Below are 25,189 nucleotides of genomic sequence, written 5' to 3'. Positions count from 1 at the left end.
CCAATTTAGCCGAGCTGAGCGTTTCACCATGAAGATCGCCGCCATTCAGATGTGTTCCGGGCTTGATCCGCAGGCCAATCTGGCCGCGCTGGAGCCCATGTTGGCGGAGGCTTCGGCCGCTGGGGTGCGGTATGCGCAGACCCCGGAGGTTGCATTGCTGTTCCCGGAAAACCGGGATCAGCTGCGCTCAGTCGCGGCGAATTTTGAAGGGCACCCACAGCTCCAGCGCGTCGGGGAATTGGCCAAGCAGCACAGCATGTATGTACATATTGGCTCGCTGCCGATCCCGCTTGAGGATGGACGCTTTGCCAATCGCTCGGTGCTGTTTGGGCCCGATGGGCAGCAGGTGAAAATCTACGATAAGATCCACCTGTTCGATGCCGATATTGCCGGGCTCAACGCCTATCGCGAGAGCGCCACCTATAAGGCGGGTGAAGAGGCCGTGGTGGCACAGGTGGATGCGTTTACCCTTGGCTTTGCCATTTGCTACGACATGCGCTTCCCAAAACTGTTCAACACGCTGGCCAATGCCGGAGCGCAGCTGATGGCTGTGCCAGCGGCTTTTACGGTGCCGACAGGGCAGGCGCATTGGCATGTGCTTTTGCGCGCGCGGGCGATTGAAACAGGCTCGTATGTGATTGCGGCGGCGCAAGGCGGGCATCACCCCAATGGTCGCGCCACTTATGGGCATTCGCTAATTATTGACCCTTGGGGGAAAGTGATTGCGGAGTTGGACCATGATCGGCCCGGCGTGTTGATCGCTGATATTGATTTGGCGGCGGTGGGCGAGGCGCGCCAACGTGTGCCGGCCTTGGCCAATGCCCGCAGCTTTGCCGCTCCGGCTTTGCATGAGGGGTAAAACCCCCTATATGACCGGGATGGCACCAAAACTGCCCCTGCAAGAACGATTTGAACCGTGATCCAGTATTCATTGCATTGTGCCGAAGGGCATAGCTACGACGCTTGGTTTAAGAGCGCAGCGGCTTATGACGAGCAGAAAGCGCGTGGCATTGTGCTGTGCGCGATCTGTGGCGGACGCTCCGTAGAAAAAGCGATGATGGCTCCCGCTGTGGCGCGCAAGGACAGTGAACGTGTGTCGTTGTCTGCCGCACATCCGGAAGCGGCCAAGGTTCGCGAATTTTTGCGCCAGTACCGCCAGAAGGTGGTCAACGAAGCGGACTATGTTGGCGATAAATTTGCCGAGGAAGCGCGCAAAATCCATTTCGAGGAAGTTGCACCGCGCGGCATTTATGGCGAAGCGACCAAGGATGAGGTTGCAGCGCTGGTCGACGAGGGTGTTGAGTTTCTGCCCCTGCCTGATGTGGGCGAGGAGAACTGAGGCTTTACGCTTCAGCGTGTTGAATTTTCAAAGGCCGCCAGTGATCTGCTGGTGGCCTTTTATCGTAATATCAAGGTTAAATAGCGCGTTTGAATTCATGCTCGCGTTTATTTGAACTCTTTCCGCCTCTGCCGGCGTTTAGGCAGAAACCGCATTAGGATGAGACCAGTGGCCAAGCCCAACCCGGAACAGAAGACGAAGCGGAAGCGTCCTAAAGGGATGCTGATTTTCGGTTTGGTGGCGCTGGTGGGGCTGGGGGCTTATGGAGCCATTGCTCGCCCCTGGGAGCCCAAGCGTGTGCAAGTGGCGCTGGAAACCATCGCGCCGCAGGATATTTCGCAAGTGTTGGCGGTCAACGGGCGCGTCGCGGCAAAAAACTCGGTGACGGTGCGCGCGGCGGTTTCGGCCAAGGCGCTGACTGTGGCCGCGGACACAGGCGATACGGTGGAAAAGGGCCAGGTGCTGGTCGAACTCGATAAGGCACTGGCCGATGCGCAGTGGCAGCAGGCGCGGGCTGCGCTTGATGCGCAAAAGGTGAAAGAAAGCCAAGCCAAGGCGACCGCTGAGCGTGCGCAGGCCTTGGGCGAAAATGCCTCGCGCTCGACGCGCGAAGACGCCGAACTTTCATTGTCGGCAGCAATTGCTGAGACGGCGCGCCTGCAGGCAGCGCTGGAGCAGGCCGATGCGCAGCTCAAGCAATATACGATTACAGCACCGATCTCGGGCGTGGTGCTGAGCCGTGGTGTTGATCTGGGGCAGTTGGTGGATACGCAAGGCGAGCTCTTCAGCATTGCCGATCTCTCCGACCTCGTGGTTGAGACCGATGTCGACGAGCTTTATTCCTCGCGCGTTGCCGAGGGGCTGAAGGTGTTGCTCAAGCCTGTGGGGGCGAGCGTCGCCCAGCATGGCACTGTTACTTTTGCAGCGCCGACCGTGGATGCATCCACCGGTGGTCGGGCGATAAAGATTGGCTTTGATGAGGCGGTGGACCTGCCCGTTGGGCTGACGGTCAATGCCAATGTGATTGTGGAAGAGGTGAGTGGCGCGCTTTCGGTGCCGCGCCGCGCGATCATCACAGAAGGCGCGCAGAGCCATGTGATGGTAGCCAATGCTGGCGTCGCAGAGGCCCGGCCCATTGAGTTCAATGATTGGCCAGCGGAGCGCGTGATTGTGACCAGCGGGCTGAACCAGGGCGATGTGGTGATCCTCGATCCGGCCAAGGTTGAGGCTGGCACATTGGTCGCGGAATAGCGCCATGGTTTATGGCTTTAAAATCGCCTGGCGCTATCTGACCTCTAACAAAACCCAGACGGGGTTGCTGATCGCCGGTGTGGCGGTTGGCGTGTTCGTGTTCATCTTTATGAGTGCGCTGATCGGTGGGCTCGGGAGCTATCTGGTGCAGCGGACAGTGGGCAATATCGCCCATGTGACGCTGGAAGTGCCAAGCCGCGACGCGGGGCTTCTACTGCCGGAAGACGCGCAAGCCCAGGTCGTACAGCAAAAGGCGACGGGGCAGCGCGAGACCTTGCGCACAGCTGATGCGTTTATGCCCTCCATTGAGGCCATGCCGGGTGTGCGCGCGGTGTCGCCGCAAATCGTGGGCAATGGCTTTGTCATTCGGGGGCAATCGCGTGCGCCGGTTTCTATCACCGGTCTGGATGCGGACAAGGTGTCCTCGATCGCCGACATTGAGACGGCACTGGTGGCGGGAACAACGCTTTTGTCCAACGCCAGCGTATTGGTGGGACGGACCCTCGCCAACGACCTCGGAGTGAGTGTGGGGCAGGTGATCCGGCTGCAATCGGACCGCAATGTTGAGCGCACGCTGGTGATCGGCGGGATTTTCGAGCTTGGCGTCGAAGCGATCGATGCGCGGGCGGCTTATGTGAGCACTGCGACGGCCCGGGTGTTGATGGAGCTGCCGCAGGGGGTGAGCAAGGTTGAGGTGAAGCTATTCGATCTCAATCAAGCGGACGCCTATGCCCGCCAATTGGGTGCGGACACTGGACTTAAGGCGACGTCTTGGACGGAAGGCAATGCCAGCTTGCTCGATGGGCTTAAGGCGCAGGCCAATTCGGGCAATCTGATTAAGGGCTTTGCTCTGGTGACGATCGTTATTGGGGTGGCATCGGCGCTGTTGCTCTCGACCTATCGTCGCCGTCCTGAGATCGGGATTATGCGGGCCTTTGGCGCGAGCCGCGGCTTTGTGGTGGCCGTGTTTGTTATTCAGGGCACGCTGATCGGTGTGCTCGGTGCGTTGATCGGGGCGGGGCTGGGGTATTTGACGCTATCGCCATTTCCCGTGCCGGAAGAGGCCACTTCGGGTGGTCTGCCGATTGACGTGCGGCAGGGGGCATATGGGCTTGCCATCGCGCTGACGGCGCTGGGGGCGATTTTGGCGTCCATTTTGCCGGCGCGAGCGGCGGCGAAGGTGGACCCTGTTTCGGTGATTGGCCAATGAGTGCGCTGGTTGAAATTCGCGATCTAGTCAAAACCTATGGCGAGGGCGAGGCGGAAACGCGCGTGCTCAAGGGGCTCAATATGGAGCTTGCCGAAGGGGATCTGGCGGCGCTGCTAGGCCCATCGGGTTCGGGCAAGAGCACTCTTCTGACGATTTTGGGCACGCTGATGCAGCCGACGAGCGGCGAGCATTTTATGCTGGGGGAGAACCTCAGTACTGCCAAGGATGCGGAGCTCACTGAGTTTCGCAACAAGCACATTGGTTTTGTGTTTCAGTTCCACCATTTGCTGCCCGATTTCACGGCGCTGGAAAACGTGGTGTTCCCGGCGGCGCTTGGCGCGGGGCGGGAAACGGCCAAGGACAAGAAGCGCGCAGCCGAGCTGCTGGAGCGTGTTGGTCTCGGCCATCGCATGGATTTCCGCGCCACCCAGCTATCGGGCGGGCAGAAGCAGCGCGTGGCGATTGCACGGGCATTGATGAACCAGCCCGAGCTTATTCTCGCTGACGAGCCGACCGGGAACTTGGATCGGGAATCGGCAAGTCAGGTAATGGAGCTGATCCACGAGATCAATGAGAATGAGAAGACGACCTTCCTCATCTCAACCCATGACGAAAAAATCGCTGCCTCGTGCAAACGCCAGATCAAGGTGGTGGACGGCAAAACTGTAGCGGACTGAGGGGCCGTTTCAGTCGCTTCGTGCAAGGCGCTAGAAAGTGCAACTGCCTCTCTCGCTGAAGCGGGGGTGTCGCTGCTGACAGATTTTGGCCCATTCTGTGCTAAAGCTTGTCTGAGTGAGGGCAGGCATGACCATGTTTCAGCGCGAAAAATTCGATGAGCTTTTGGGCTCTTGGCCGGGCGTGACTTTTGTCGATCAGTGGGACAGTTACATCGCCAAGGTGGGCGGCAAGGTATTTTGCCTGTTGAGCGATGGCTCGCCGCGGATCGTCGTCAAAGTGAGCGAGATGAGCTTTGAGATGCTGACCGGCCTAGAGGGGATCAGCCAAGCGCCGTACTTTGCGAAGCGCGCCTGGGTGCAGGTCTTTGACACAGCGCCGTTGAGCGAAGACGATCTGCTCGCTTATGCGCGCCAATCCTACACGCTGGTCGCCAAAGGGCTGACCAAGAAGCTACGCTTGGAGCTGGGCATTACCGACGATGTTGGGAAGGTTTAGGTCGGTCCGATAGGGAGGGTGGAATCCCCGCTATCGAACCTAACCAAACAACAACCTTGGCAGGCCGTTGAGTAGCTGAATGTGGGTCTAAGCCTTGTTGCTCTCCGGCGCAACCCCTGAACCGGCGAAAGGCACAATTGTACGGTGCGACAGTTTGAGCGTGCGGTGGATAAGGGCTGGAAGGGCGACTTTGACCTCATAGCGCCAGAAGCGGCGGAGTTCGTAGGTGAGCGAGCGCTTTTGTGTGTGAATATGCTGGGCGGCATGTGCGCGTTCGCCGTGGAGGTCTGACCCCACACGCAAGGTCGGATCGAGACGATCTTCCTGCACGACAAGCGCGGGAACGAGCTGGCGTATGGTCAAATTGGTGGTGTCAGGCAGATCGCGCCAAATCACCCGGTCAACGATGGTGTGATGCAGTGTGTGGATGGCAAGATAGCGCTCGGCGGCTTTGCGGGTGAGGACATAGCCTGCCGCCCCCCATGTAAAGTGCTGCATGTCATGCAGAGTGTATCCGCCGAGGGAGCCAACGGGCGTAACCGAAATCTGGCTCTTGGGGTCGAGGAAGGTTTCCAAGCGCAGCAGATCGCAAGGCAGGCCATGGGCGTCGATGTGCTCGAACAGCGCGCTCAGTTGCGGCGCTAGAATGGCGTCGTCTTCGAAAATGGCGGCGACAGGGGCGTCGGACGCCAGAAAGGCGCGCATGGCCCGGAAGTGGCTTGAGGTGCAGGCCAATTCAACGCGCAACATGGGCTCAAACAGATGGGGTGCGCAATATTTTGCGTCCAGTTCTGTAGTGATGTCGTCAAGCGTGAAGGCGGAGATGCGGGTTGCGTTGAGCTTTAGATCAGCAAAACGTTTTTCCATCGCCTCGCGCCGGTCGGTGCGGCGGTCGAGGTTAATGTAGTAGCTCAGCATGTGCCCCCCGGCAGTTTTTAGTCGTTCTTTTGGCGCGCCAAAAGCGCATCCGGTTCCACAAAGGCACGACGTGTTTTACCCCAGAGACGTCGCCAGAATTTAATGAGGTTGATCTACGCATCGCTGAGCCAGAAGTGAGCGATCGCGTGCGGCACTGCGAGGTGACGGGGCTTCATGCCCATCTTGCCGGTCCTTAACTGGACATCGCCCGCATAAGGCGTGCCAAAGAAGCGATCTTCTTGGATAGCGAGCGCGGGCACCAGTTGCATGGCACGCAGCGCGGTACCGGGTTTGCGGAATGGGAAGAACAGCACAAAATCATAAGGGCGCGACAGCGCCGAGCGTTCTGCCAAAATTGCCTTGGCGGCATCGCGATTGACGATGTAGGCGGCCGCGCCTGCGCAGCGGCTGGCGATTTCGCGGGCCTCGAACGCGCCTAATTGGAGCGGTTCTGTGCTGAAGAAGTGCTGCGGATCCAAATAGGTTTCAAGTCGCAGTATGTCGAAACCGGAGAGGGGCGTTTGCAGCAGATCGGCGACTGCGTTTGAGAGCAACACGTCATCTTCGAGGATGAGCGCGTAGGTGTCATTGGTCGCCAAAAACGCTTCCAGCGCGCGATGGTGGCTGAGCGCGCAGGCCAGCTCGGTAATGCGTACGTGCTCAACATTGGCTAGATTCGTGTGGCCGACAACTAGGTCAGGCGCGATGCCCGCGGGTGTAACCGCTTGGATGCGGGTGGCTGGTAGGGCAAGAGCGGCAAGTTTGCGCTCCATCCCCTCGCGCCGATCTGTACGATGATCAAGATTAATGTAGTAGATTTTCACGCGAACACTGCCAGTAGCTGATGCGGGAACGTCGTCTCCAACGGATTATTTGCTGTACGTCGAATTGCTAGACACAGCTTTTATCTTGCTCAGAGGCATAAAAAAAGCCCCGGCGGTGAGACCGGGGCTTTGTACCTTGGTGGCTCGAAGGCTTAGTCTTCGAGCTTGCTGACGTCTCGGACGGCGCCGGTGGAGGCGGAGGTGACGAGCATGGCGTAAGCCTTGAGGGCAGTCGTAACCTTGCGCTTGCGCTTTTCAGCAGGCTTCCAGCCGAGCTTGTCTTGTTCGACGCGACGGGCGGCCATTTCGGCATCGTTGACCAACACGTTGACGGTGCGGTTCGGGATGTCGATTTCGATGATGTCGCCTTCGCGCACGAGACCAATGGCGCCGCCTTCGGCCGCTTCCGGCGAGGCGTGGCCGATGGAAAGGCCTGAGGTGCCGCCCGAGAAGCGACCGTCGGTCAGCAGAGCACAGGATTTGCCCAAGCCCTTGGACTTGAGGTAGCTCGTTGGGTAGAGCATTTCCTGCATGCCCGGACCGCCACGTGGGCCTTCGTAGCGGATGACGAGGACGTCGCCAGGCTTGATCTCGTTGGACAGAATGGCCTTAACGGTCGCGTCCTGGCTTTCAAAGACGCGGGCTGGGCCGCTGAATTTTAGGATCGACTCGTCAACGCCTGCTGTTTTTACGATGCAACCGTCGAGCGCGATGTTGCCCTTGAGAACGGCGAGGCCACCATCCTTGGAGAACGGGGTCTCGGCCGAACGGATGACGCCGTTCTGGCGGTCGAGGTCGAGCTCGTTCCAGCGGTTGGACTGGGAGAAAGCCTGGGTGGTGCGGACTCCGCCCGGTGCGGCCTTGAAGAACTCGCGTACTTCTTCCGAATTAGTGCGGGAGATGTCCCATTTGTCGAGCGCATGCGCCATGGATGGGGCGTGGATGGTCGGCTCGTCGCGGTTGATCAGACCCGCGCGGTCGAGCTGGCCCAGGATGGCCATGATGCCGCCAGCGCGGTGAACGTCTTCCATATGGACGTCGTTCTTGGCTGGAGCGACCTTGGACAGAACTGGAACGCGGCGGGAAAGCGCGTCGATGTCGTCCATGGTGAAATCGACGCCGCCTTCGTGGGCAGCGGCAAGAATGTGCAGAACCGTGTTGGTCGAGCCGCCCATAGCAATGTCGAGCGCCATGGCGTTCTCGAATGCCGCCTTGGTGGCGATGGAGCGCGGAAGAACGCTTTCGTCTTCCTGTTCGTAATAGCGACGGCAGAGGTCAACAACGACATGACCAGCCTGCTCAAAGAGGCGCTGGCGATCGGAGTGGGTGGCAAGGGTAGAGCCATTGCCCGGCAGGGATAGGCCGAGGGCTTCGGTGAGGCAGTTCATCGAATTGGCGGTGAACATGCCCGAGCACGAGCCACAGGTTGGGCAAGCGTTCTGCTCAACCAGTTCGACTTCTTCGTCGGTGTAATTGTCGTCAGCCGCCATAACCATGGCGTCGACGAGATCGAGTGCCTGCAACTGGCCCTTGATCATGGCCTTGCCCGCTTCCATCGGGCCGCCGGAGACGAAGACCACAGGAATGTTGAGACGCATAGCAGCGTTCAGCATGCCGGGGGTGATCTTATCGCAGTTGGAAATGCAGACCATGGCGTCGGCGCAGTGGGCATTGACCATGTATTCGACCGAGTCAGCGATGATGTCGCGACTTGGGAGCGAATAGAGCATGCCGTCGTGGCCCATGGCGATGCCATCGTCCACGGCAATGGTGTTGAACTCCTTGGCGACGCCGCCAGCCTTTTCGATCTCGCGCGCGACGAGCTGGCCAAGGTCCTTAAGGTGCACGTGGCCGGGAACGAACTGGGTGAAGGAGTTGACGACCGCGATGATCGGCTTGCCGAAGTCACCGTCTTTCATACCGGTGGCGCGCCAGAGGCCGCGCGCGCCGGCCATGTTACGGCCATGGGTACTGGTACGGGAACGATAGGCAGGCATTTGGCACATCCTCGAACAGGGAAGCCGGTTGGGGCCGGTTTGATATCTCCCCTGTCAATAAACCCATTAGCGGCGGCGGACAACTAGAAACCGTACCAGTGGGTACGGTTGCGGCGCAGATTTTTGCCTTGGGTTTCGGGCCAAGCTTGCTTGGTGGAAAACCATAGACTGGCAGACGTTTGCGCTGCGGCCTAGGCGTCTGTTGGGGTTTTGGAGCTCGTGTGCGCTTTGGCAGCAGGGATTTTCGTCACCAGCAATTGGTTGAGCCGCATCTTGTCGGCGTCCACCACTTCAAAGCGGTAGCCTTCGGCCTCAACGCGATCCCCCTTGCGGGCGGCGCGACGCAGGCGATGGACGACGAAGCCGCCGATGGTTTCAAACGAGCCTTCAAAGCCGATGTGATGCAGGCTCAGCGCTGACATGACGTCAACAATTGGAGTGACGCCATCGACGAGCCAAGACTGGTCATCGCGTTGCATGATTTGGCGTTCTTCAAAGGGATTGGCGAGGCCCAAAACCAGAGGTGCCATGAGGTCTTTGAAGGTCACGATACCGACGACATTGGCGTATTCAGAAACCACCAGCGCCACGCCGGTATCCTGGGCTTGGAATTCGGCCAGGACTTCCCAGACGTTGAGGCTGTCTGGGACGGAGGCCATTTCGCGGCGGATTTTCTTGAGTTCGAGCTCGCTGGCGGTATCGAAAGCGTCGGCGAGGACGTCTTCGGCGCGCACGCTGCCAATGACATTGTCGAGACCACCATCGCATAGCGGATAGCGGGAGAACGGGTGGTATTTGACCTTTTCGCGCTGGGTCTCGCGGCTGTCGTTGATGTCGAGAAAGACGATATCGTCACGCACGGTCATGACCGAGGTGACTGAGCGCAGCTCTAGGGCCAGAACATTGTTGATGAGCTGATGCTCACGCTTCATCAAAGCGCCAGAGGCTTCCCCACCGGCAAGGATCATGCGGAAGTCTTCGGTGGTAATCTCGTCACTGCGATCAGGCTCGATGCGCAGCAAAGAAATGATCCATTCCGAAATGCTCGAAAACACCATGACGATGGGGCGCAGAAGGCGGATTTGCATTTCGACAAAGCCGACCACCAGAAGCGCTGTGCGCTCGGGGATCATCATGGCGACACGGCGCGGCACGAGATCGCCGAACATGACGAAGGCAGAGGTGATGATAATAAAGGCGACGATATCAGCGGTGATTGTGGCGATGTCGGTCGGCAGGACAGTGCTCAGACCCGACGCGATGATCGGGCCTAGGGAGCCAGAGCCGACGATGCCGGCAAGGATGGAGACGGCATTGGTGCTGATTTGTAGTGCGGTGATCACTGTGCCGGATTTGGCGCGCAGGTTGATGAACCGCAGGGCGCGTTTATCGCCAGCCTCGGCCAAGGCGCGGATGCGGATCTCACGGGCGGCAGCAAAGGCGATTTCCGACAGAGCGATGTAGACGCTGATAGCGATGAGCAGAAGGATAAGGATTAGGCCGAAAATTAAGCTCATTGCGTCTCGCTGGATCGGAAAAGGATTGGCGTCACAGTGCCAGTGCGTGTGCCGCGGAAGGCGCCTCAAATGATAGAAATACTCTTACACGCGCTTGGTTGCACATAGCGAGGCATTCCGCACAGAATGGCGCGATGAAAGACAATTAGAAGCGATAGCGGATGCCGAGGACCGCAGCGTTTGAGCCATCGAGATGGGCAATCGTGCCAAAGCCGCCAGAGCGGTGGTGGATCCGCCCAAAAACTTCAATTTCAGGCGCGTTGTCGTGGGAGACGGCAATCTCGGGGGACAGGTAATAGAGGAAATAGGGCGAGGCATTGTTGGTGCGCGCCCGGACCGCTTCTACCCCAATTGGATCGCTGACGACCGAAAAGCCTGCGGTCAGCGATGGTGTAATGTTGAGGGGCCCAACTTCGAAGGTCGTGAGGCGCGCAACACCACCAGCCCAGATTTCTCCGGATGTGCTTTCGCCCGCTCTGAGGGCAGCGCCAACTTCGACGCCGAGGCCGAAACTGCCGTAGGAATAAAAGAAGTTTTGGTAGCCCGCGCCGATCGCAACATTGGCTTCATAGGGGCCGCTCCAAAACTCTAAGCTGTCGCTGAAATGGCCCGCGTGCATGACACCGGCAAAAGCGAAGACTGTTTGATCGGGTACCCGCGAGAGGGCTGCAGTTTCAGCAGCATTGAGCGGCGACGCGGTGAGCATAATCACGGCGGTGATGGGCAGGACGGCACGCAGACGCATCATAGGACTTCCTTGCGCGTCGGCTTAAAGCTAACGCGCATTGCTTCAGTTCATCAATTCTTTGGCGGTCGTTGGGAGAACGACACCGGATCAATGAACAGCGAAGCCTAAAGTTGCAGTGGACCACGAATGCGTGATCGTAAGGGCGACAGTGCGTGGTAGAGGAAGAGTTAAGCATAGGGCCGAAATTGTATTCGGTCGCCCAGGGGGAGACTGGGAACCTCTGTGCTGGCTCCTGCGTATAATTACCTAGTGGTTTCTTAGGTGATTTTCAAAATGACTTCTTATGTTCAAGTCAGTGAATCCCGGTTGCCGGCTGGGCAGGCCGCATTGCTCCTCTTCGTTCAAGATGGGAATTTGTGTGCAGGCACGTTGACCCGCCGTCATGATGGGCGGACGGAGCGCAGTGTTTCGCCCCGCCCAGATCCGAGCGATCTGATGCGGGTTATTGTGCGGCTGATGGGCAGTAAGCCGGTGCCGGAAACGCTTTATGTGGTGCTAGAACGCGGGGCACAGTGGCCCGAGCAATTCCCGAAATTGCGCGTTCACTGACAGCGAAATAGTGGGCGCTATTTCTGGCGTTCGGCCAGAACCATGTAGTTGACGGCCATGTCGCGCGACAGACGCCACTCGCCGCTCAATGGATTGTAGCTGACCCCAGATTGGTCGGTGACATTGAGGCCGTTGCGGCGCAGCTCGGCGATGATTTCCTCGGGCGTAAGGAACTTGTTCCAATCATGGGTGCCGCGCGGCAACCAGCGCAGCACGTATTCTGCGCCAATGACGGCGAGCGCCAGTGCGCGGGCTGTACGGTTGAGCGTTGCGGTGAACATCAGCCCCCCCGGCGCGACGAGATCGGCGCAGCTCTTCATGTAGAGCGGGACGTTATCGACGTGCTCGACAACTTCCATATTGAGAACCACGTCATAGCTTTCACCAGCAGCGACCAGCGCTTCGGAGGTGGTGGCGCGGTAATCGATGTCGAGGCCGGCTTGCTCGGCGTGGATCTTGGCGATGGCAATATTGCGCTCGGCCGCGTCGACCCCGGTTACGGTGGCGCCGAGGCGCGTGAGCGGTTCGCACAAAAGGCCGCCGCCACAGCCGACATCGAGAATGCGGATGCCTTCGAACGGACGGATGGAATTTGCATCGCGGCCAAACCGGGTGATCAGCTTGTCGCGAATATAGGAGAGGCGCACAGGATTGAATTTGTGCAGCGGCTTGAACTTGCCCGTTGGGTCCCACCATTCTTCCGCCATGGCCGTGAATTTTGCGATTTCAGCATCGTTGACGGTGGTGTTGGTCATATCGGGCACTCCATTACAGCACCTATGCAACAGAGAGGGCCTCGTGGGCAAGGTGAAGCAGTACGGACACTCAGCCTCGGCTTTGGGTCGGGCTCGGGTCTTTCCCATTGATCCGCAGCGTAGTTTGTGGCATTTCCGGGCCAATCATTAAGCGTACCGCCGGGTTCGGCGGATGACCGGGGAAGCAATTGGCCCGCATCGTCGTTAAATTTGGTGGCACCTCCGTCGCGACCGTAGAACGCATCCGTAACGCTGCACTGCATGTGAAGCGCGAAGTGGAAGCAGGGAACGAAGTCGCTGTTGTCGTGTCCGCTATGTCTGGCAAGACCAATGAATTGGTCGGCTGGGTGAATGAAGCCTCAAAATTCCATGACGCGCGTGAATACGACGCTGTTGTGGCGTCTGGTGAGCAGGTGACCGCTGGCCTGATGGCTGTCGTGCTTTCGGAAATGGGTATTCAGTCGCGCTCTTACGCGGGCTGGCAGGTGCCAATCCGCACCGATGATTCCCATGCCGCTGCGCGTATCGTCGAAATCGACCCGACCGAGCTCAATGAGCGCATGTCCAATGGCTGGGTTCCGGTGATCACGGGTTTCCAGGGCATCTCGCCCCATAACCGCATCACCACGCTTGGCCGCGGTGGCTCTGATACATCGGCAGTGGCCGTTGCGGCCGCTGTTGGCGCCGACCGTTGCGATATCTACACCGACGTTGACGGTGTTTACACGACCGATCCGCGCATCGTGCCAAAGGCGCAGCGCCTGACCAAAATTTCTTTTGAAGAAATGCTGGAGATGGCTTCGCTCGGCGCCAAGGTACTGATGATCCGTTCGGTTGAAATGGCGATGGCGCATAAGGTGCGCCTGACCGTTCGTTCTAGTTTTGATGACCCGAATGCGCCCCAGATCGCGCCTGACGGTTCTGTCGGTGTACCCGGCACGCTCGTATGCGATGAGGATGAGATCATGGAAAAGCAGATCGTTTCGGGCGTGACGCTCGCTAAGGCAGAAGCCAAGATCACGCTGCGCAAGGTCAAGGACAACCCAGGCGTTGCCGCTTCGATCTTTGGCACGCTGGCCGACGAAGGCATTATCGTCGATATGATCGTGCAGAACATCGCCGATGATGGCGCGACCACCGACATCACCTTCACCGTTCCTGACAGCGAATATGATAAGGCTGTTAAGGCGCTGGAAAATAATGGCGGTCGCTTTGAATATGACCGTCTTTCCGGCTCGAAGGGCGGGGCAAAGGTCTCGGTCGTGGGCGTAGGCATGCGTAGCCACGCAGGCGTTGCATCCTCCATGTTTAAGGCTCTTGCGGACAAGGGCATCAACATCCAGCTGATCACCACTTCAGAAATCAAGACTTCGGTTCTGATCGATGAAGAGTATGCCGAGCTTGCGGTTCGCGCTCTGCACACATATTACGGTTTGGACAAGAAGGAAGCCTGATCGCTTTGTCCTGAAGCTTCGGGCTCCTCCATGCAGGGGGGTAGCCCGGGGCTATCCAGGTGAGGCAATGGTTACGATCTCAAGCAGCGCACGTGGGCTGCTGCGGCAGTTGCGCGAAACAATGGCGGAGCCGCTGGCTTCGCAAGATCGCTTAGACAAAATCGTATCCCTCATCGCCGACAATATGCAGGCCGACGTCTGCTCGTTTTACGTTTTGCGCGACGACGGCGCGCTCGAACTTTTCGCCACCCATGGCCTGAAAGCCGAATCGGTCCACATGACCACGCTTCGGCTCGGCGAAGGCCTTGTTGGCCTGATCGCTGCGGAAGCTGTTCCGCTGAGCCTCGAAGACGCCCCCAGCCATCCCTCTTTCGCCTATCGTCCGGAAACGGGCGAAGAGCGCTATAGCTCGTTTCTTGGGGTGCCGGTGTTGCGCTCGGGCCAGACGCTGGGCGTCTTGGTTGTGCAAAACGCCAATCATCGCCACTACGGGGAAGATGAAATCGAGGCGATGCTGACCACTGCCACGATTTTGGCCGAGATGGTGGCTACCTCCGATTTTGACAATCTGATCAAGCCTGGATCGGATATCGATCTGCGGCGGCCGCGTATGTTTTCTGGTGTCAGTCTTTCCGATGGTATCGCTTTAGGGACCGTGGTGCTCCACGATCCGCGCGTCGTCGTGAGCAATTTTATTGCTGAAGACACCGAGGTGGAAAAGGCACGGTTGGACGCGGCGCTGGCCAGCATGCGCGTGTCTATCGATGCCATGCTCGACCGGGGCGATATGCTCACCGGGTCGGATCATCGCGAAATTCTCGAAACCTACCGCATGTTCGCCAACGACCGTGGTTGGGTGAACCGGATGACCGAGGCCATCGACAACGGTCTTTCGGCGGAAGCGGCGGTGGAGCGGGTTCAGAACGACACCCGCGCGCGCATGATGCGCCAGACCGATCCCTATATTCGCGATCGTCTGCATGATCTCGATGATCTGGCAAACCGGTTGTTGCGGGTGCTGACCAATTCGGGTCTCCATGCGCAGCGCGACTTGCCGGACAATGCCGTGCTCGTGGCGCGCAATATGGGTCCGGCCGAACTCTTGGAATATGACCGCAACAAGCTGCGCGGCATTGTTCTCGAAGAAGGCGGCGCGACAGCACACGTCGCCATCGTGGCGCGTTCGCTCGGGATCGTGGCCGTCGGTCAGGCGGAATCCATCGCTTCGATGTGCGAAACCGGCGACGACATCATTATTGATGGTCCCGCTGGGCAGGTGCATTTGCGCCCAACGCCCGAAGTCGAACAAACCTATATCGACAAGGTCCGGGTTTCGGCGCGGCGTCGCGCGCACTATGCGGCTTTGCGCAACAAGCCCAGTGTGACCAAGGACGGGGTTGAAATCACCCTGCTACATAATTCGGGGCTGGTGGCTGACCTGCCGATGCTCGACGACACGGGGGCCAGTGGCGTTGGCCTCTTCCGGACCGAGCTGCAGTTTATGATCGCGAGCCGCTTGCCGCGATTGTCTGAGCAGATTGAGCTTTACGCTGAGGCCATGGCCATTGCGGGCGAGCGACCCATCGTATTCCGCCTGCTCGACATCGGTGGCGACAAGGTCGTTCCCTATTTGCGTTCGAGCGTAGAAGAGAACCCGGCCATGGGTTATCGCTCCATTCGATTGGGGCTGGATCGTCCAGGATTATTGCGCACGCAGGTTCGCGCGCTGTTGCAGGCGGCCAATGGGCGGCCGCTCAAAATCCTTGTGCCAATGGTGACTGAGACATTTGAGTTTTTGCAGACCAAGCGGGTGATCGCCAAGGAAATCGACCGCGTAAAGCGGGCCGGTATTCCGGTGTCGACACAGATCGAAGTGGGCGCGATGGTGGAAGTGCCCTCGCTGTTGTTCGAGCTTGACCAGCTGTTGCCGGAAGCCGATTTCGTCTCCATCGGTTCAAACGATCTGGTGCAGTTCCTGACCGCAGCGGACCGCGCCAATCCGCGTGTCTCGAAGGCTTACGATCCAATTGCGCTGCCGCGATTGCGCGCTATTCGCCTTGTGGTGGAAGCGGGTAAGCGTCATGGCAAGCCGGTGACTATGTGTGGGGAGTTGGCGGGCAAGCCGATTGAAGCGCTGGCCTTGATGGCGGTCGGGATGGATCGTTTGTCGATGGGCCCGGCCTCGATTGGGCCGATCAAAGAGATGATCCTCAATCTGGATCTCAAGCCTATTCAGGACGAGATCGCGGAGGCGCTCAGTGTCGGTGCGAACGGGCTGACGGTGCGGCAGCTTTTGACTGCCTGGGTCGAGAGACAAAACATCCCAGTGGGCTAGGTCTGGACGGATCGGGGCGGGCAGGGTGTGCGTTTCCTTGCCACATTTGCGCTTGGCTCTTGCCGAAAACCCCATTCAACAGGTACGGCAGGGCACCAATGATTGTCTGCACCGACCATACGGAAGACCTTGCCCATGCCATCTTTGCCCCAGGATAAGCTCGACGTTCTGGAAACGCGGTTTCAATATATTGAAGCTGCGCTCTCCGGAGGAGCGAGCCCTGACGAGTTGGCTAAGCTCTCGAAAGAGCACTTCGATCTCGCGCCCATCGTTGGCGAGATCACGGCTTATAAAAAAGCGCTGCGCGACCGAGCCGAAGCTCAAACGCTGCTGAAAAGCGGCGACAAGGAAATGGCGGAAATGGCGGAGATGGAAATCTCCGAGCTGGACGAAAAGATCGAGGCCTATGAGCAGTCGATCCGTATCCTGCTGCTGCCCAAGGACGAGGCCGACGAAAAGTCGATTATTCTGGAAATCCGTGGCGGCACAGGTGGCGACGAAGCTGCCCTCTTCGCGGGTGACCTCTTCCGCATGTATGAGCGCTATGCCGCGAATCGAGGCTGGAAAGTCACGGTGATGGAAGAAAGCCCCGGCGAAATGGGCGGCTTTAAAGAAATCATCGCCAATGTTTCGGGGAAAGGCGCCTATGCGCGCATGAAGTATGAGTCCGGCGTGCACCGCGTTCAGCGTGTGCCGGCGACCGAAGGTTCGGGCCGTATCCACACGTCGGCGGCCACAGTTGCCGTGCTGCCAGAAGTGGAAGACATCGATATTGAAATCCGCAATGAGGATATTCGTATCGACACCATGCGCGCCTCGGGCGCGGGCGGTCAGCACGTCAATACGACCGACTCGGCGGTGCGTATTACCCATATTCCAAGCGGGCTGGTGGTGACGTCAGCGATGAAATCGCAGCACCAGAACCGCGCGCAGGCGATGATTGTTCTGCGCTCGCGCCTTTATGAAATGCAGCGCGAAGAGCGCGACAGCGCCCGTTCGGCAGAGCGTAAGGGGCAAGTGGGGTCGGGCGATCGTTCCGAGCGTATCCGCACCTATAACTTCCCCCAGGGCCGCGTGACCGATCACCGGATCAATCTGACGCTTTATAAGCTCGACAAGGTGATCTCCGGGGAAGCTGTGGATGAGCTGATCGATGCGCTGATCACCGAAAATCAGGCGGCACAGCTGGCGGCTATGGAGCAGTCGAACTGACAGCGCCGCTCTCCATCGGCGCTGTTTGGCGCGCTTGTCGTGACGTACTGGCCAAGCATGATGTGGCCACAGCAACGCTCGACGCCAAATTGCTTGTGGGGCACGCGCTGGGGCTTGATGCGCTCGGGCTGATGACGCGCGAAATGGACGGTGTGAGCGAGGCGCAGCGCGAGGCGATTAACGCAACGATCTCGCGTCGATTGACCGGGGAATCTGTTGCGCGGATTATCGGCTATCGCGAGTTTTATGGGCTGAATTTCAAGCTGAGCGCGGCCACGCTTGAGCCGCGCCCGGACACTGAACTGCTTGTTGATCTGGCGATCAAAGCGCTGCCGAAGGGCGGGCGCCTGCTCGATTTGGGGACGGGCACGGGCTGCATCCCAATCTCCATTCTCGCCAATCGACCAGACGGGCGTGGGCATGCCTCCGACATCAATCCTGAGGCCTTGGCGATGGCGCAAGAGAATGCGCGTGCCAATGGCGTTTCGGAGCGGCTGACCTTTTCGGCTGGGAGCTGGTTTGAGGCGCTTGAGGGGGTGGATCGCGCGGCGCGATTTGACCTCATTGTTTCCAATCCGCCCTATATTGTGAGCGAAGTTATCAACACGCTTGCGGACGAAGTGAAGAATTTTGACCCGATGTTAGCGCTCGATGGGGGTCCTGATGGTGTTGCGCCTTATCGTATTCTTGCGGCGCAGGCGGGCGGTTATCTGAAGGCAGATGGTGTGGTTCTGGTCGAGATCGGCTACGACCAAGCCAATGAAGTGTCCGCACTTTTTGCCAATGCAGGGTTCTCTCAGGTGCGGGTCCACAAGGACTATGGTGGGCTGGATCGTGTTGTGGAAGCGCATCATAAAGCCTGAACAAGCAGGCGCTTTGGGCATGAGATGCGATTTTCTGCTGGCCAAAGCGCCGGGAACCGGATAGTTTGAGCGTGCTGTCAATGGCGCATCATGGGCGCCGCAGCGATCTCAAAAGTTCCAAAACGCGAAGCTGTCTTAAGACAGCGCGGCTCTGGTGATCAGAGCGACGCGAGGGAGTTTTACGGATTTCCGTTGGATCGTTGCCGAAAGCGCCCGGTCTTCATGAAGCCAGTTTTGATCCCGTTCGGTGCGCTATTTGTCACCGTGGGGTAGGGGCCAGAGCGGTTAGCCAATCCGCCCCATGATGTGACGCTTAACTTTTAGAGTTAGACATAGCGACCCGATGAGACCTAACAACCAGAACAACAAGAACCGGCAGCGTGGCCGTAACGGCGGACGCAAGCACGTTAATCCGCTCTCGCGCAATTACGAAAGCACCGGTCCGGACGTTAAGGTGCGCGGTAACGCCGCCCATATCGCCGAAAAGTATCTGCAGTTGGCCCGCGATGCGCAGTCCTCCGGTGACTCCGTCATGGCTGAAAATTATCTGCAGCATGCTGAGCACTATTTCCGCATCGTTTCTTCTGCACAGCAGGCCCTGCAGGGCACGCGTGACGGGCAGAACGGCGACTATAACGACTACGACGATGACGTCAGCGAATTGAATTCGCGCTTCGCCTCGCCGCAGCCGGTTCAGCCCGTGCATCAGCCAGAAAGCGAAGCTGAAGCTGTTGCTGACACCTCGAGCGAACAGCCTCGTGGCGACGCTGGTTCTGCACCCGCGGAGGCGGCGGCAGCTCCAGTTGAGCAGGACGGGGAAGCCGCACAGCGCAAGCCGCGCGAGCGTCGCCCACGTCGCCGTCGTCCGGTTGCCGGTGAAGGTGATGCTGCGCCAAAGGATGCAGGTGTTGCCGATGGTAGTGAACTGCCAGCCTTCCTGACTGGCGCACCAGCCAGCGCTGAATAAGCTTCGGCTCTCAGCAGAATAGAGTTTTGAAATGCCGGGCCGATGGTCCGGCATTTTTCGTTTGGTGCGCGCTAGGCTCAATATCAGTGGTTTGGTGGTCGGCTAAAAATATTGCGTATCAGTCCCTTTTGATCGGATCAAAACACCCTACATCTCCATTCGAAGGATGCGCCGCTTATGGGCATCCAACAAAACGACGCTTCCTCCGTAGCTGCGGTGCCAATTGGGCCGAGGTGCGGGTGAGAACAGGAGAGTTGAATGAATATTGAAAAATATACCGAGCGTGCGCGCGGCTTCATTCAGAGTGCGCAGACTGGCGCGCTGGGCATGGGCCATCAGCAGTTTTCGCCGCTCCACCTGCTCAAAGTTCTGCTCGATGATGACCAGGGCATGGCCAATGGCCTGATCGAACGCGCCGGGGGTAACCCTAAGCAAGCGCGCGCAGGCGTTGAAGCCGCTCTCAAAAAGATCCCGGTCGTTTCGGGCGACAACGGTCAGCTCTACATGGGCCGCGAACTGGCGCGCGTCTTTGAAACCGCTGAACAGGCGGCGACCAAGGCTGGCGATAGTTTCGTCACCGTGGAACGACTGCTCTTGGCACTGGTGATCGAAAAAGACACCGATGCAGGCAAGGTGTTGTCAGCTGCCGGCGTCACCGCTGCTGGCATGAACCAAGCTATCGAAGACATTCGCAAGGGTCGCACGGCAGACAGCGCTTCGGCTGAAAACGCCTATGATGCGCTCAAGAAATATGCGCGCGATCTGACCGCCGATGTGCGCGAAGGCAAGCTTGACCCGGTGATCGGTCGTGACGAAGAAATTCGCCGCACCATCCAAGTCCTCAGCCGTCGAACCAAGAACAATCCGGTGCTGATTGGTGAGCCTGGCGTGGGTAAAACCGCGATCGCCGAAGGCTTGGCTATTCGCATCGTCAATGGCGACGTGCCCGAAAGCCTCAAGAACAAGAGCCTTCTGGCGTTGGACATGGGCTCGTTGATCGCGGGCGCGAAATATCGTGGTGAGTTTGAAGAGCGCCTCAAAGGCGTGCTCAACGAAGTGACCGCGGCTGATGGACAGATCATTTTGTTCATCGACGAAATGCACACGCTTGTCGGAGCGGGTAAGGGTGAAGGGGCCATGGATGCGTCCAACTTGCTCAAGCCCGCCTTGGCGCGCGGTGAGTTGCATTGCGTTGGCGCGACGACGCTCGACGAATACCGCAAGCACGTGGAAAAAGACCCGGCTTTGGCCCGCCGTTTCCAGCCGGTGTTTGTTTCCGAGCCAACCGTGGAAGATACGATTTCGATCCTGCGCGGGCTTAAGGAAAAATACGAACTGCATCACGGCATTCGCATTTCGGACTCGGCTCTTGTGAGCGCGGCAACGCTGTCGAACCGCTATATTACCGACCGCTTTCTGCCCGATAAAGCCATCGATCTGATGGACGAGGCGGCGGCGCGCCTGCGTATGGCCGTCGACAGCAAGCCCGAGGCGCTCGATGAGCTGGATCGCAAGATCATGCAGCTCAAGATTGAACGCGAAGCGCTCAAGAAGGAAACTGACGACGGCTCGAAGACCCGCCTTGTGCGGCTTGAGCAGGATTTGGCTGGGCTGGAAGAAGAAGCGCAAACGCTGTCTGCCAAGTGGCTGGCAGAAAAAGAGCGTTTGCAGGGGTCGACCAAGCTCAAGGAAGCGCTCGATACCGCACGCGGTCAGCTGGAAATTGCGCAGCGGCAGGGCGATCTCGCCAAAGCGGGCGAGCTTGCCTATGGCGTTATTCCAGATCTCGAAAAGCGCCTTGGCGCTGCCGAGGCTGGCGATGGCAGCGCTGCGCCTTTGATGGCGAAGGAAACCGTGGACGCGAGCGACATTGCTGGCGTGGTGAGCCGCTGGACCGGCATTCCGGTTGATCGCATGCTCGAGGGCGAAAAGGAAAAACTGCTGCACATGGAAGCCTCGCTGGGTGGACGTGTGATCGGGCAGGCCGAAGCTGTGCGGGCGGTTTCCAAAGCCGTACGGCGGTCGCGTGCTGGTCTGCAGGATCCGCACCGTCCGATTGGCTCGTTCATGTTCCTCGGGCCAACCGGCGTGGGCAAGACCGAACTGACCAAAGCTTTGGCGCAATTCCTCTTCGACGATGAGACAGCAATGGTCCGCCTCGACATGTCGGAGTTCATGGAAAAGCACTCTGTCGCTCGTCTGATCGGCGCGCCTCCGGGCTATGTTGGTTACGATGAAGGCGGCGTGCTCACCGAAGCTGTGCGGCGTCGGCCCTATCAGGTGATCCTTTTCGACGAAATCGAAAAGGCGCATCCCGATGTGTTCAACGTGCTGTTGCAGGTGCTCGACGATGGACGTTTGACCGATGGCCAGGGGCGTACGGTTGATTTCCGCAATACGGTGATCATCCTGACCTCCAATATTGGGGCTGAGTTCCTGGTTGAGTTGAAGGACGGCGAGTCTGTCGAATTGGCGCGGGGCAAGGTTCTGGACATGGTGAAGTCTGCCTTCCGTCCTGAATTCCTCAACCGCATCGACGAGATTTTGCTGTTCCATCGCCTTGGCCGTGAGCACATGGGCGCGATTGTCGACATTCAGTTCGGACGCTTGGAAAAGCTACTTACTGATCGCGACATTACCCTCGAGCTTACTGATGCCGCTCGGGCGTGGTTGGCGAACGAAGGCTATGACCCTGCCTATGGTGCGCGTCCACTCAAGCGCGTCATTCAGCGTGCGGTTCAGGATGAGCTGGCTGACGCCATTCTCACTGGAGCCGTCAGCGACGGGGCGCGCGTGTTGATTGACGCGAACGACGCCGGCATTGTCATCACCCCAAATGGGGGTTCGGTGCACTAAAAACGCCGATCGAGAGACCATAAAAGGCCAGTCCGCAGGGGCTGGCCTTTTTTCTGTCTTGCGCAACCGCACACTTCCGCCCGACATGGGCTTGAGAGCAGGAGACGAGAATGCCGGACAAAATCACCTATATCGAATTTCCAAGCGCCGACCGCGATGCGAGCGGGGCGTTCTTTGAACAGGCGTTTGGATGGGGGAGGATCAGCTATGGCCCTGCCTATGAAGGGCTTGATCAGGCCGGGATTGACACTGGGATCGATGCTTCGAGTGACCGCGTTTCAGCGCCGCTGGCGATTGTTCAAACCGACGATCTGGATGCCGCTCAGGCGCGCGTTCTGGCAGCGGGTGGTGTTATCACCAGACCGCAGTTTGATTTTCCAGGCGGGCGACGGTTTCATTTTCGGGAGCCGGGCGGCTGCGAATTGGCGGTGTTTGTTGAGCGCCTCTAAACGGCGCTCAACACCAAAGCCTATTGGGCTTGCGCCACTGACACAGCAGCTGGCTCACGCAGCATCAGCTCATTGATCTGAGCGATGGTCTGCTCAAAGTCCGACTTGTTGCGTTCTGGCAGAACATTGTCCTTAGGCAGTTTCACGCTCAGAGGATCGACAAGATTGCCGTTGATCGAGATTTCGTAGTGCAGGTGGGGCCCAGTCGACTGACCGGTGGAGCCAACATAGCCAATGACCTGACCCTGACGCACCTTGCTGCCGGCACTAAGCCCATCGACAAAGCGCGAAAGGTGGCCATAAGCGGTCTCATAGCCGTTAACGTGCTGAATTTCGATCTTATTGCCGTAGCCGGACTGCCATTTGTAATAGGTGATAACGCCGTCGCCACCGGCATAAATCGGCGTGCCCGTCCGCGCGGCAAGGTCAACGCCGGTATGCAGACGGCGGGTCTTAAAGATCGGGTGGATGCGATAGCCAAAGCGCGAGCGTAGCGTGCCGCCGCCTTCGAGCGGACGGCGATTGAGGAAGCGCTTACCCGTTTCGCCATTGGGATCGTAGAAATCATTGGCGCCTTCTGGCGAGGTGAAGCGATAGAATTCGCGCTTGCTGCCCCCCAAATTCAGCGCCACATACAGCAGCTCTGGCTTGGTTTCGGCGGTTTCCCCGGTTTTGAGGATTTCAATCGTATCGCCGGCCGTGATGCGACGGGTCATATCGATATCATAGGCATACATGCCGATGATGCGTTCGATGGTTTCGTCGTCCAAATCGTGTTTGCGGCCGGTTTCCCAAATAGAGCGATAAACGGTGGGCAGATTGCCCACGTTGATCTGCTCGACGTCTTCCTTGGGGAACTCCACCCAGTCAGGCTGCAGGCCGACCACATATTTGCCGTTGTCCGACAGCGCTACGGTGGCGACGTGTCGGTCACCCGGCGCACCATCCGGCATATAGATGGACATGCGATAGGGCACGAGGCTGGAGGCTTCGTTTGACAATGGGCCGTAAAGAATGCGCAGGCGAATGCCTGCCGGAAGGCCACTCGAGGGAATGAGATTGGCGACGGTTTGCTCAACCATGGCCACTTGGCTGCGGGTGAAACCATTCCGCACAAGCGTGTCTGCCAATGGACCCACGGCGCGCACGGTCAAGAAACGCTCGGTACGGCCCGCTTCGCTGTCGCTGCCCAGCGTTGTTTTCGGGACCGCAGTGACGTTTTCGGCAATGCCGGTGACGATGTTATCGGAGGTCGCGCCGGGCGTTGCCAAGCTCTGCACCGATGGAGCGATGGAGGCATAGGCGAGGGCTGGAACAAAGTCGTCGCCGCTGACGCTCATCTGGGTGATGCCGCGCACGAAATCGGCGGCCAGTTCATCGCTGATGGCGGGTGCGGGAACCAAATTGTCGGGGAGGGCGGCCTGTTGGACCGCGACTTCGCCTTCAATATCGGTGCCGTAGATGTCCTTAGCCAAATCCAGAACGGCGCTCTGCAGGGGCTGGGTCTTATTGAGAATAGCCACTGGATCATAATCCGGGACACCAGCAGACAGCTGCGTTGCTGTCGTGGCCAGGGTCGCGCGAATGCGAATGAACGGCTGATTGCGGATCACCTCACGGCCGTCCACCACTTGGCGGGTCGAGGCTTCAATGACTTCTTTATCCGAACGCGTCGCAGCCACGGGGCGCTGACGGGAGGTTTTGGAAACGAAATCGGTCGCAACCGGCTGATTAATGCGCGGTGCCGCGAGTTTCAGCGCGGCATAGGCCGTCGAGAATGTGTCTTGTCCTTGGAAGGAGACGAATAAAGCCGCGCCCATGACGAGGACACTGGTCAGGCCAGTCAACACAGTGCCGCTCAGCCAGGCAAAGCTGAGTTCACGTCCTTGCGGAATGTCGCCGTCTGTCGATTGTACCGTTAAGGCCGGGCTGTCTTCAAAGCCAGCGGAGCGGAGAAGCGAAACCTGACGTCGTCTTTGCGCTGCGTTCAACGCACCATCCTTAGTTTATTCCAACGCGTGGGGAGAGCCGCGCCCAATGAGCGGACATACATTCCCTAACGCGCGTTAACCTAGTCAGAGCTGGCCCTGAGATCAATGCTTGAGCACTCATCATGTCTAAATGCGGCCAAACTTGGAGTATTTCACCCCGGAAAGCGCCTGCGCAGTGGTGATTGCGGCGGTCTCAAAGAAAAATTAACCATAAGGTCTTGCGTGGCGCGCGGAATCTCCTATTTATCCTTCATAGCCGCGAGCCCTTATGCGCCGCGGGCTTGACGGGAGTAATCCACAACGGGTTCTCACGGCGGTGATTTTTCTGCCGAAATTTCCGTAGACCCTGTTGACGGGAAAAGGGGGTGCCCTTATAACCCGGACATCGCTGCAGAGCACAGCGCCTTCCGGCACTGAGTTCTAGCGGCACAGAAATCTGAAAGATCAGGCGGTTTGGCCGGTAACGGCGCGAAAAGCTTTGTCTCTAAGAACTCCGGAAGCTTTGCTTCCAAAATGACGTGTCCGGTTTGCGCCGATGGGTCAGCTCTTTGACATTGTGAAGATTGAAGAAAGAGAAACGTGGACGGCGAGGTTCTTGCGAACGGAAGCTGGGGTTTACTCCGGTGGAAGTTATACAAGACTTCGATGGGTGCGCGTTTCTAGAGGTACACTCTTTTAGCGCTTTTTAGCGCAATTTGATGTGTGTCCTCGTCAAAACGCAAACGTGCATCTAGCGACAATAGTCATGATTAAACTTGAGAGTTTGATCCTGGCTCAGAAC

General features: G+C 58.6%; 21 protein-coding genes. 14 read left to right on the top strand and 7 right to left on the bottom strand.

Annotated elements, in window-relative coordinates; all coding sequences use genetic code 11:
• The first annotated feature begins 28 nt into the window (after window positions 1-28).
• The 6 genes from JHL21_RS12475 to JHL21_RS12450 all read left to right on the top strand — a co-directional run bounded on the left by JHL21_RS12475 (window position 29) and on the right by JHL21_RS12450 (window position 4,973).
• Window positions 29-859, top strand: coding sequence for a carbon-nitrogen hydrolase family protein (locus JHL21_RS12475; protein ID WP_200213812.1), 831 nt, complete (start codon window positions 29-31; stop codon window positions 857-859).
• A 57-nt stretch (window positions 860-916) separates the two neighbouring features.
• Window positions 917-1,339, top strand: a complete 423-nt coding sequence (locus JHL21_RS12470; RefSeq protein ID WP_182394418.1) for a DUF1178 family protein — start codon at window positions 917-919, stop codon at window positions 1,337-1,339.
• A gap of 168 nt (window positions 1,340-1,507) precedes the next feature.
• Window positions 1,508-2,590: an efflux RND transporter periplasmic adaptor subunit gene (locus JHL21_RS12465; protein WP_200213810.1), complete on the top strand. Its 1,083-nt coding sequence runs from the start codon at window positions 1,508-1,510 to the stop codon at window positions 2,588-2,590.
• A gap of 4 nt (window positions 2,591-2,594) precedes the next feature.
• Entirely contained in the window at window positions 2,595-3,800 is a 1,206-nt protein-coding gene (locus JHL21_RS12460) for an FtsX-like permease family protein (protein ID WP_200213808.1), read from the top strand.
• Window positions 3,797-4,477 (top strand): ABC transporter ATP-binding protein, encoded by a 681-nt coding sequence (locus JHL21_RS12455; protein WP_200213806.1) that lies wholly within the window; start codon window positions 3,797-3,799, stop codon window positions 4,475-4,477. The genes JHL21_RS12460 and JHL21_RS12455 overlap by 4 nt, the downstream gene beginning before the upstream one ends.
• 127 nt (window positions 4,478-4,604) lie before the next feature.
• On the top strand, window positions 4,605-4,973 hold the full coding sequence (locus JHL21_RS12450; protein WP_200213805.1) for an MmcQ/YjbR family DNA-binding protein: 369 nt from the start codon (window positions 4,605-4,607) through the stop codon (window positions 4,971-4,973).
• An 87-nt stretch (window positions 4,974-5,060) separates the two neighbouring features.
• On the opposite strand, the gene JHL21_RS12445 is transcribed toward JHL21_RS12450, so the two are convergent.
• The 5 genes from JHL21_RS12445 to JHL21_RS12425 form a co-directional block, all read right to left on the bottom strand.
• Window positions 5,061-5,891, bottom strand: a complete 831-nt coding sequence (locus JHL21_RS12445) for a glycosyltransferase family 25 protein (RefSeq protein WP_200213803.1) — start codon at window positions 5,889-5,891, stop codon at window positions 5,061-5,063.
• Between the two features lie 113 nt (window positions 5,892-6,004).
• Complete coding sequence (locus JHL21_RS12440; RefSeq protein ID WP_200213802.1) at window positions 6,005-6,715, bottom strand: glycosyltransferase family 25 protein; 711 nt, start codon at window positions 6,713-6,715, stop codon at window positions 6,005-6,007.
• 152 nt (window positions 6,716-6,867) lie between these two features.
• Window positions 6,868-8,712 carry a dihydroxy-acid dehydratase gene (gene ilvD, locus JHL21_RS12435; protein ID WP_200213801.1) on the bottom strand — a complete coding sequence of 615 codons (1,845 nt, stop codon included), beginning with the start codon at window positions 8,710-8,712 and terminating at the stop codon, window positions 6,868-6,870.
• A 191-nt stretch (window positions 8,713-8,903) separates the two neighbouring features.
• On the bottom strand, window positions 8,904-10,229 hold the full coding sequence (locus JHL21_RS12430) for a hemolysin family protein (protein ID WP_200213800.1): 1,326 nt from the start codon (window positions 10,227-10,229) through the stop codon (window positions 8,904-8,906).
• A gap of 145 nt (window positions 10,230-10,374) precedes the next feature.
• On the bottom strand, window positions 10,375-10,977 hold the full coding sequence (locus JHL21_RS12425) for a hypothetical protein (RefSeq protein ID WP_200213799.1): 603 nt from the start codon (window positions 10,975-10,977) through the stop codon (window positions 10,375-10,377).
• A gap of 273 nt (window positions 10,978-11,250) precedes the next feature.
• Here JHL21_RS12425 and JHL21_RS12420 point away from each other — a divergent pair, with 273 nt between their 5' ends.
• Window positions 11,251-11,526 carry a hypothetical protein gene (locus JHL21_RS12420; RefSeq protein WP_200213798.1) on the top strand — a complete coding sequence of 92 codons (276 nt, stop codon included), beginning with the start codon at window positions 11,251-11,253 and terminating at the stop codon, window positions 11,524-11,526.
• Window positions 11,527-11,543: 17 nt separating this feature from the next.
• Here the strand turns inward: JHL21_RS12420 and ubiG are convergent, their stop codons facing one another.
• Window positions 11,544-12,281: a bifunctional 2-polyprenyl-6-hydroxyphenol methylase/3-demethylubiquinol 3-O-methyltransferase UbiG gene (ubiG, locus tag JHL21_RS12415; RefSeq protein ID WP_200213797.1), complete on the bottom strand. Its 738-nt coding sequence runs from the start codon at window positions 12,279-12,281 to the stop codon at window positions 11,544-11,546.
• A gap of 188 nt (window positions 12,282-12,469) precedes the next feature.
• Here ubiG and JHL21_RS12410 point away from each other — a divergent pair, with 188 nt between their 5' ends.
• The 7 genes from JHL21_RS12410 (at window position 12,470) to JHL21_RS12380 (ending at window position 22,417) form a co-directional block, all read left to right on the top strand.
• Window positions 12,470-13,735: an aspartate kinase gene (locus JHL21_RS12410; RefSeq protein WP_199532207.1), complete on the top strand. Its 1,266-nt coding sequence runs from the start codon at window positions 12,470-12,472 to the stop codon at window positions 13,733-13,735.
• 67 nt (window positions 13,736-13,802) lie between these two features.
• Window positions 13,803-16,070: a phosphoenolpyruvate--protein phosphotransferase gene (gene ptsP, locus JHL21_RS12405; RefSeq protein WP_200213795.1), complete on the top strand. Its 2,268-nt coding sequence runs from the start codon at window positions 13,803-13,805 to the stop codon at window positions 16,068-16,070.
• Window positions 16,071-16,205: 135 nt separating this feature from the next.
• Entirely contained in the window at window positions 16,206-17,282 is a 1,077-nt protein-coding gene (prfA, locus tag JHL21_RS12400) for a peptide chain release factor 1 (protein ID WP_169195464.1), read from the top strand.
• On the top strand, window positions 17,279-18,145 hold the full coding sequence (gene prmC, locus JHL21_RS12395) for a peptide chain release factor N(5)-glutamine methyltransferase (protein WP_210338906.1): 867 nt from the start codon (window positions 17,279-17,281) through the stop codon (window positions 18,143-18,145). Before prfA ends, prmC begins: the two co-directional genes overlap by 4 nt.
• A gap of 343 nt (window positions 18,146-18,488) precedes the next feature.
• Complete coding sequence (locus JHL21_RS12390; RefSeq protein WP_169195462.1) at window positions 18,489-19,112, top strand: DUF4167 domain-containing protein; 624 nt, start codon at window positions 18,489-18,491, stop codon at window positions 19,110-19,112.
• Between the two features lie 258 nt (window positions 19,113-19,370).
• Complete coding sequence (gene clpB / locus JHL21_RS12385; protein ID WP_200213794.1) at window positions 19,371-21,968, top strand: ATP-dependent chaperone ClpB; 2,598 nt, start codon at window positions 19,371-19,373, stop codon at window positions 21,966-21,968.
• A gap of 110 nt (window positions 21,969-22,078) precedes the next feature.
• Window positions 22,079-22,417, top strand: a complete 339-nt coding sequence (locus JHL21_RS12380; protein WP_169195460.1) for a VOC family protein — start codon at window positions 22,079-22,081, stop codon at window positions 22,415-22,417.
• Window positions 22,418-22,437: 20 nt separating this feature from the next.
• Here the strand turns inward: JHL21_RS12380 and JHL21_RS12375 are convergent, their stop codons facing one another.
• Window positions 22,438-24,408 carry a M23 family metallopeptidase gene (locus tag JHL21_RS12375; protein ID WP_200213793.1) on the bottom strand — a complete coding sequence of 657 codons (1,971 nt, stop codon included), beginning with the start codon at window positions 24,406-24,408 and terminating at the stop codon, window positions 22,438-22,440.
• Window positions 24,409-25,189 lie beyond the last annotated feature (781 nt).

Source organism: Devosia sp. WQ 349K1, assembly GCF_016595685.1.
Lineage (GTDB): Bacteria > Pseudomonadota > Alphaproteobacteria > Rhizobiales > Devosiaceae > Devosia.
The sequence above is the reverse complement of the archived record's forward strand: the minus strand, read 5'-3'. Positions and strand labels throughout refer to the sequence as shown.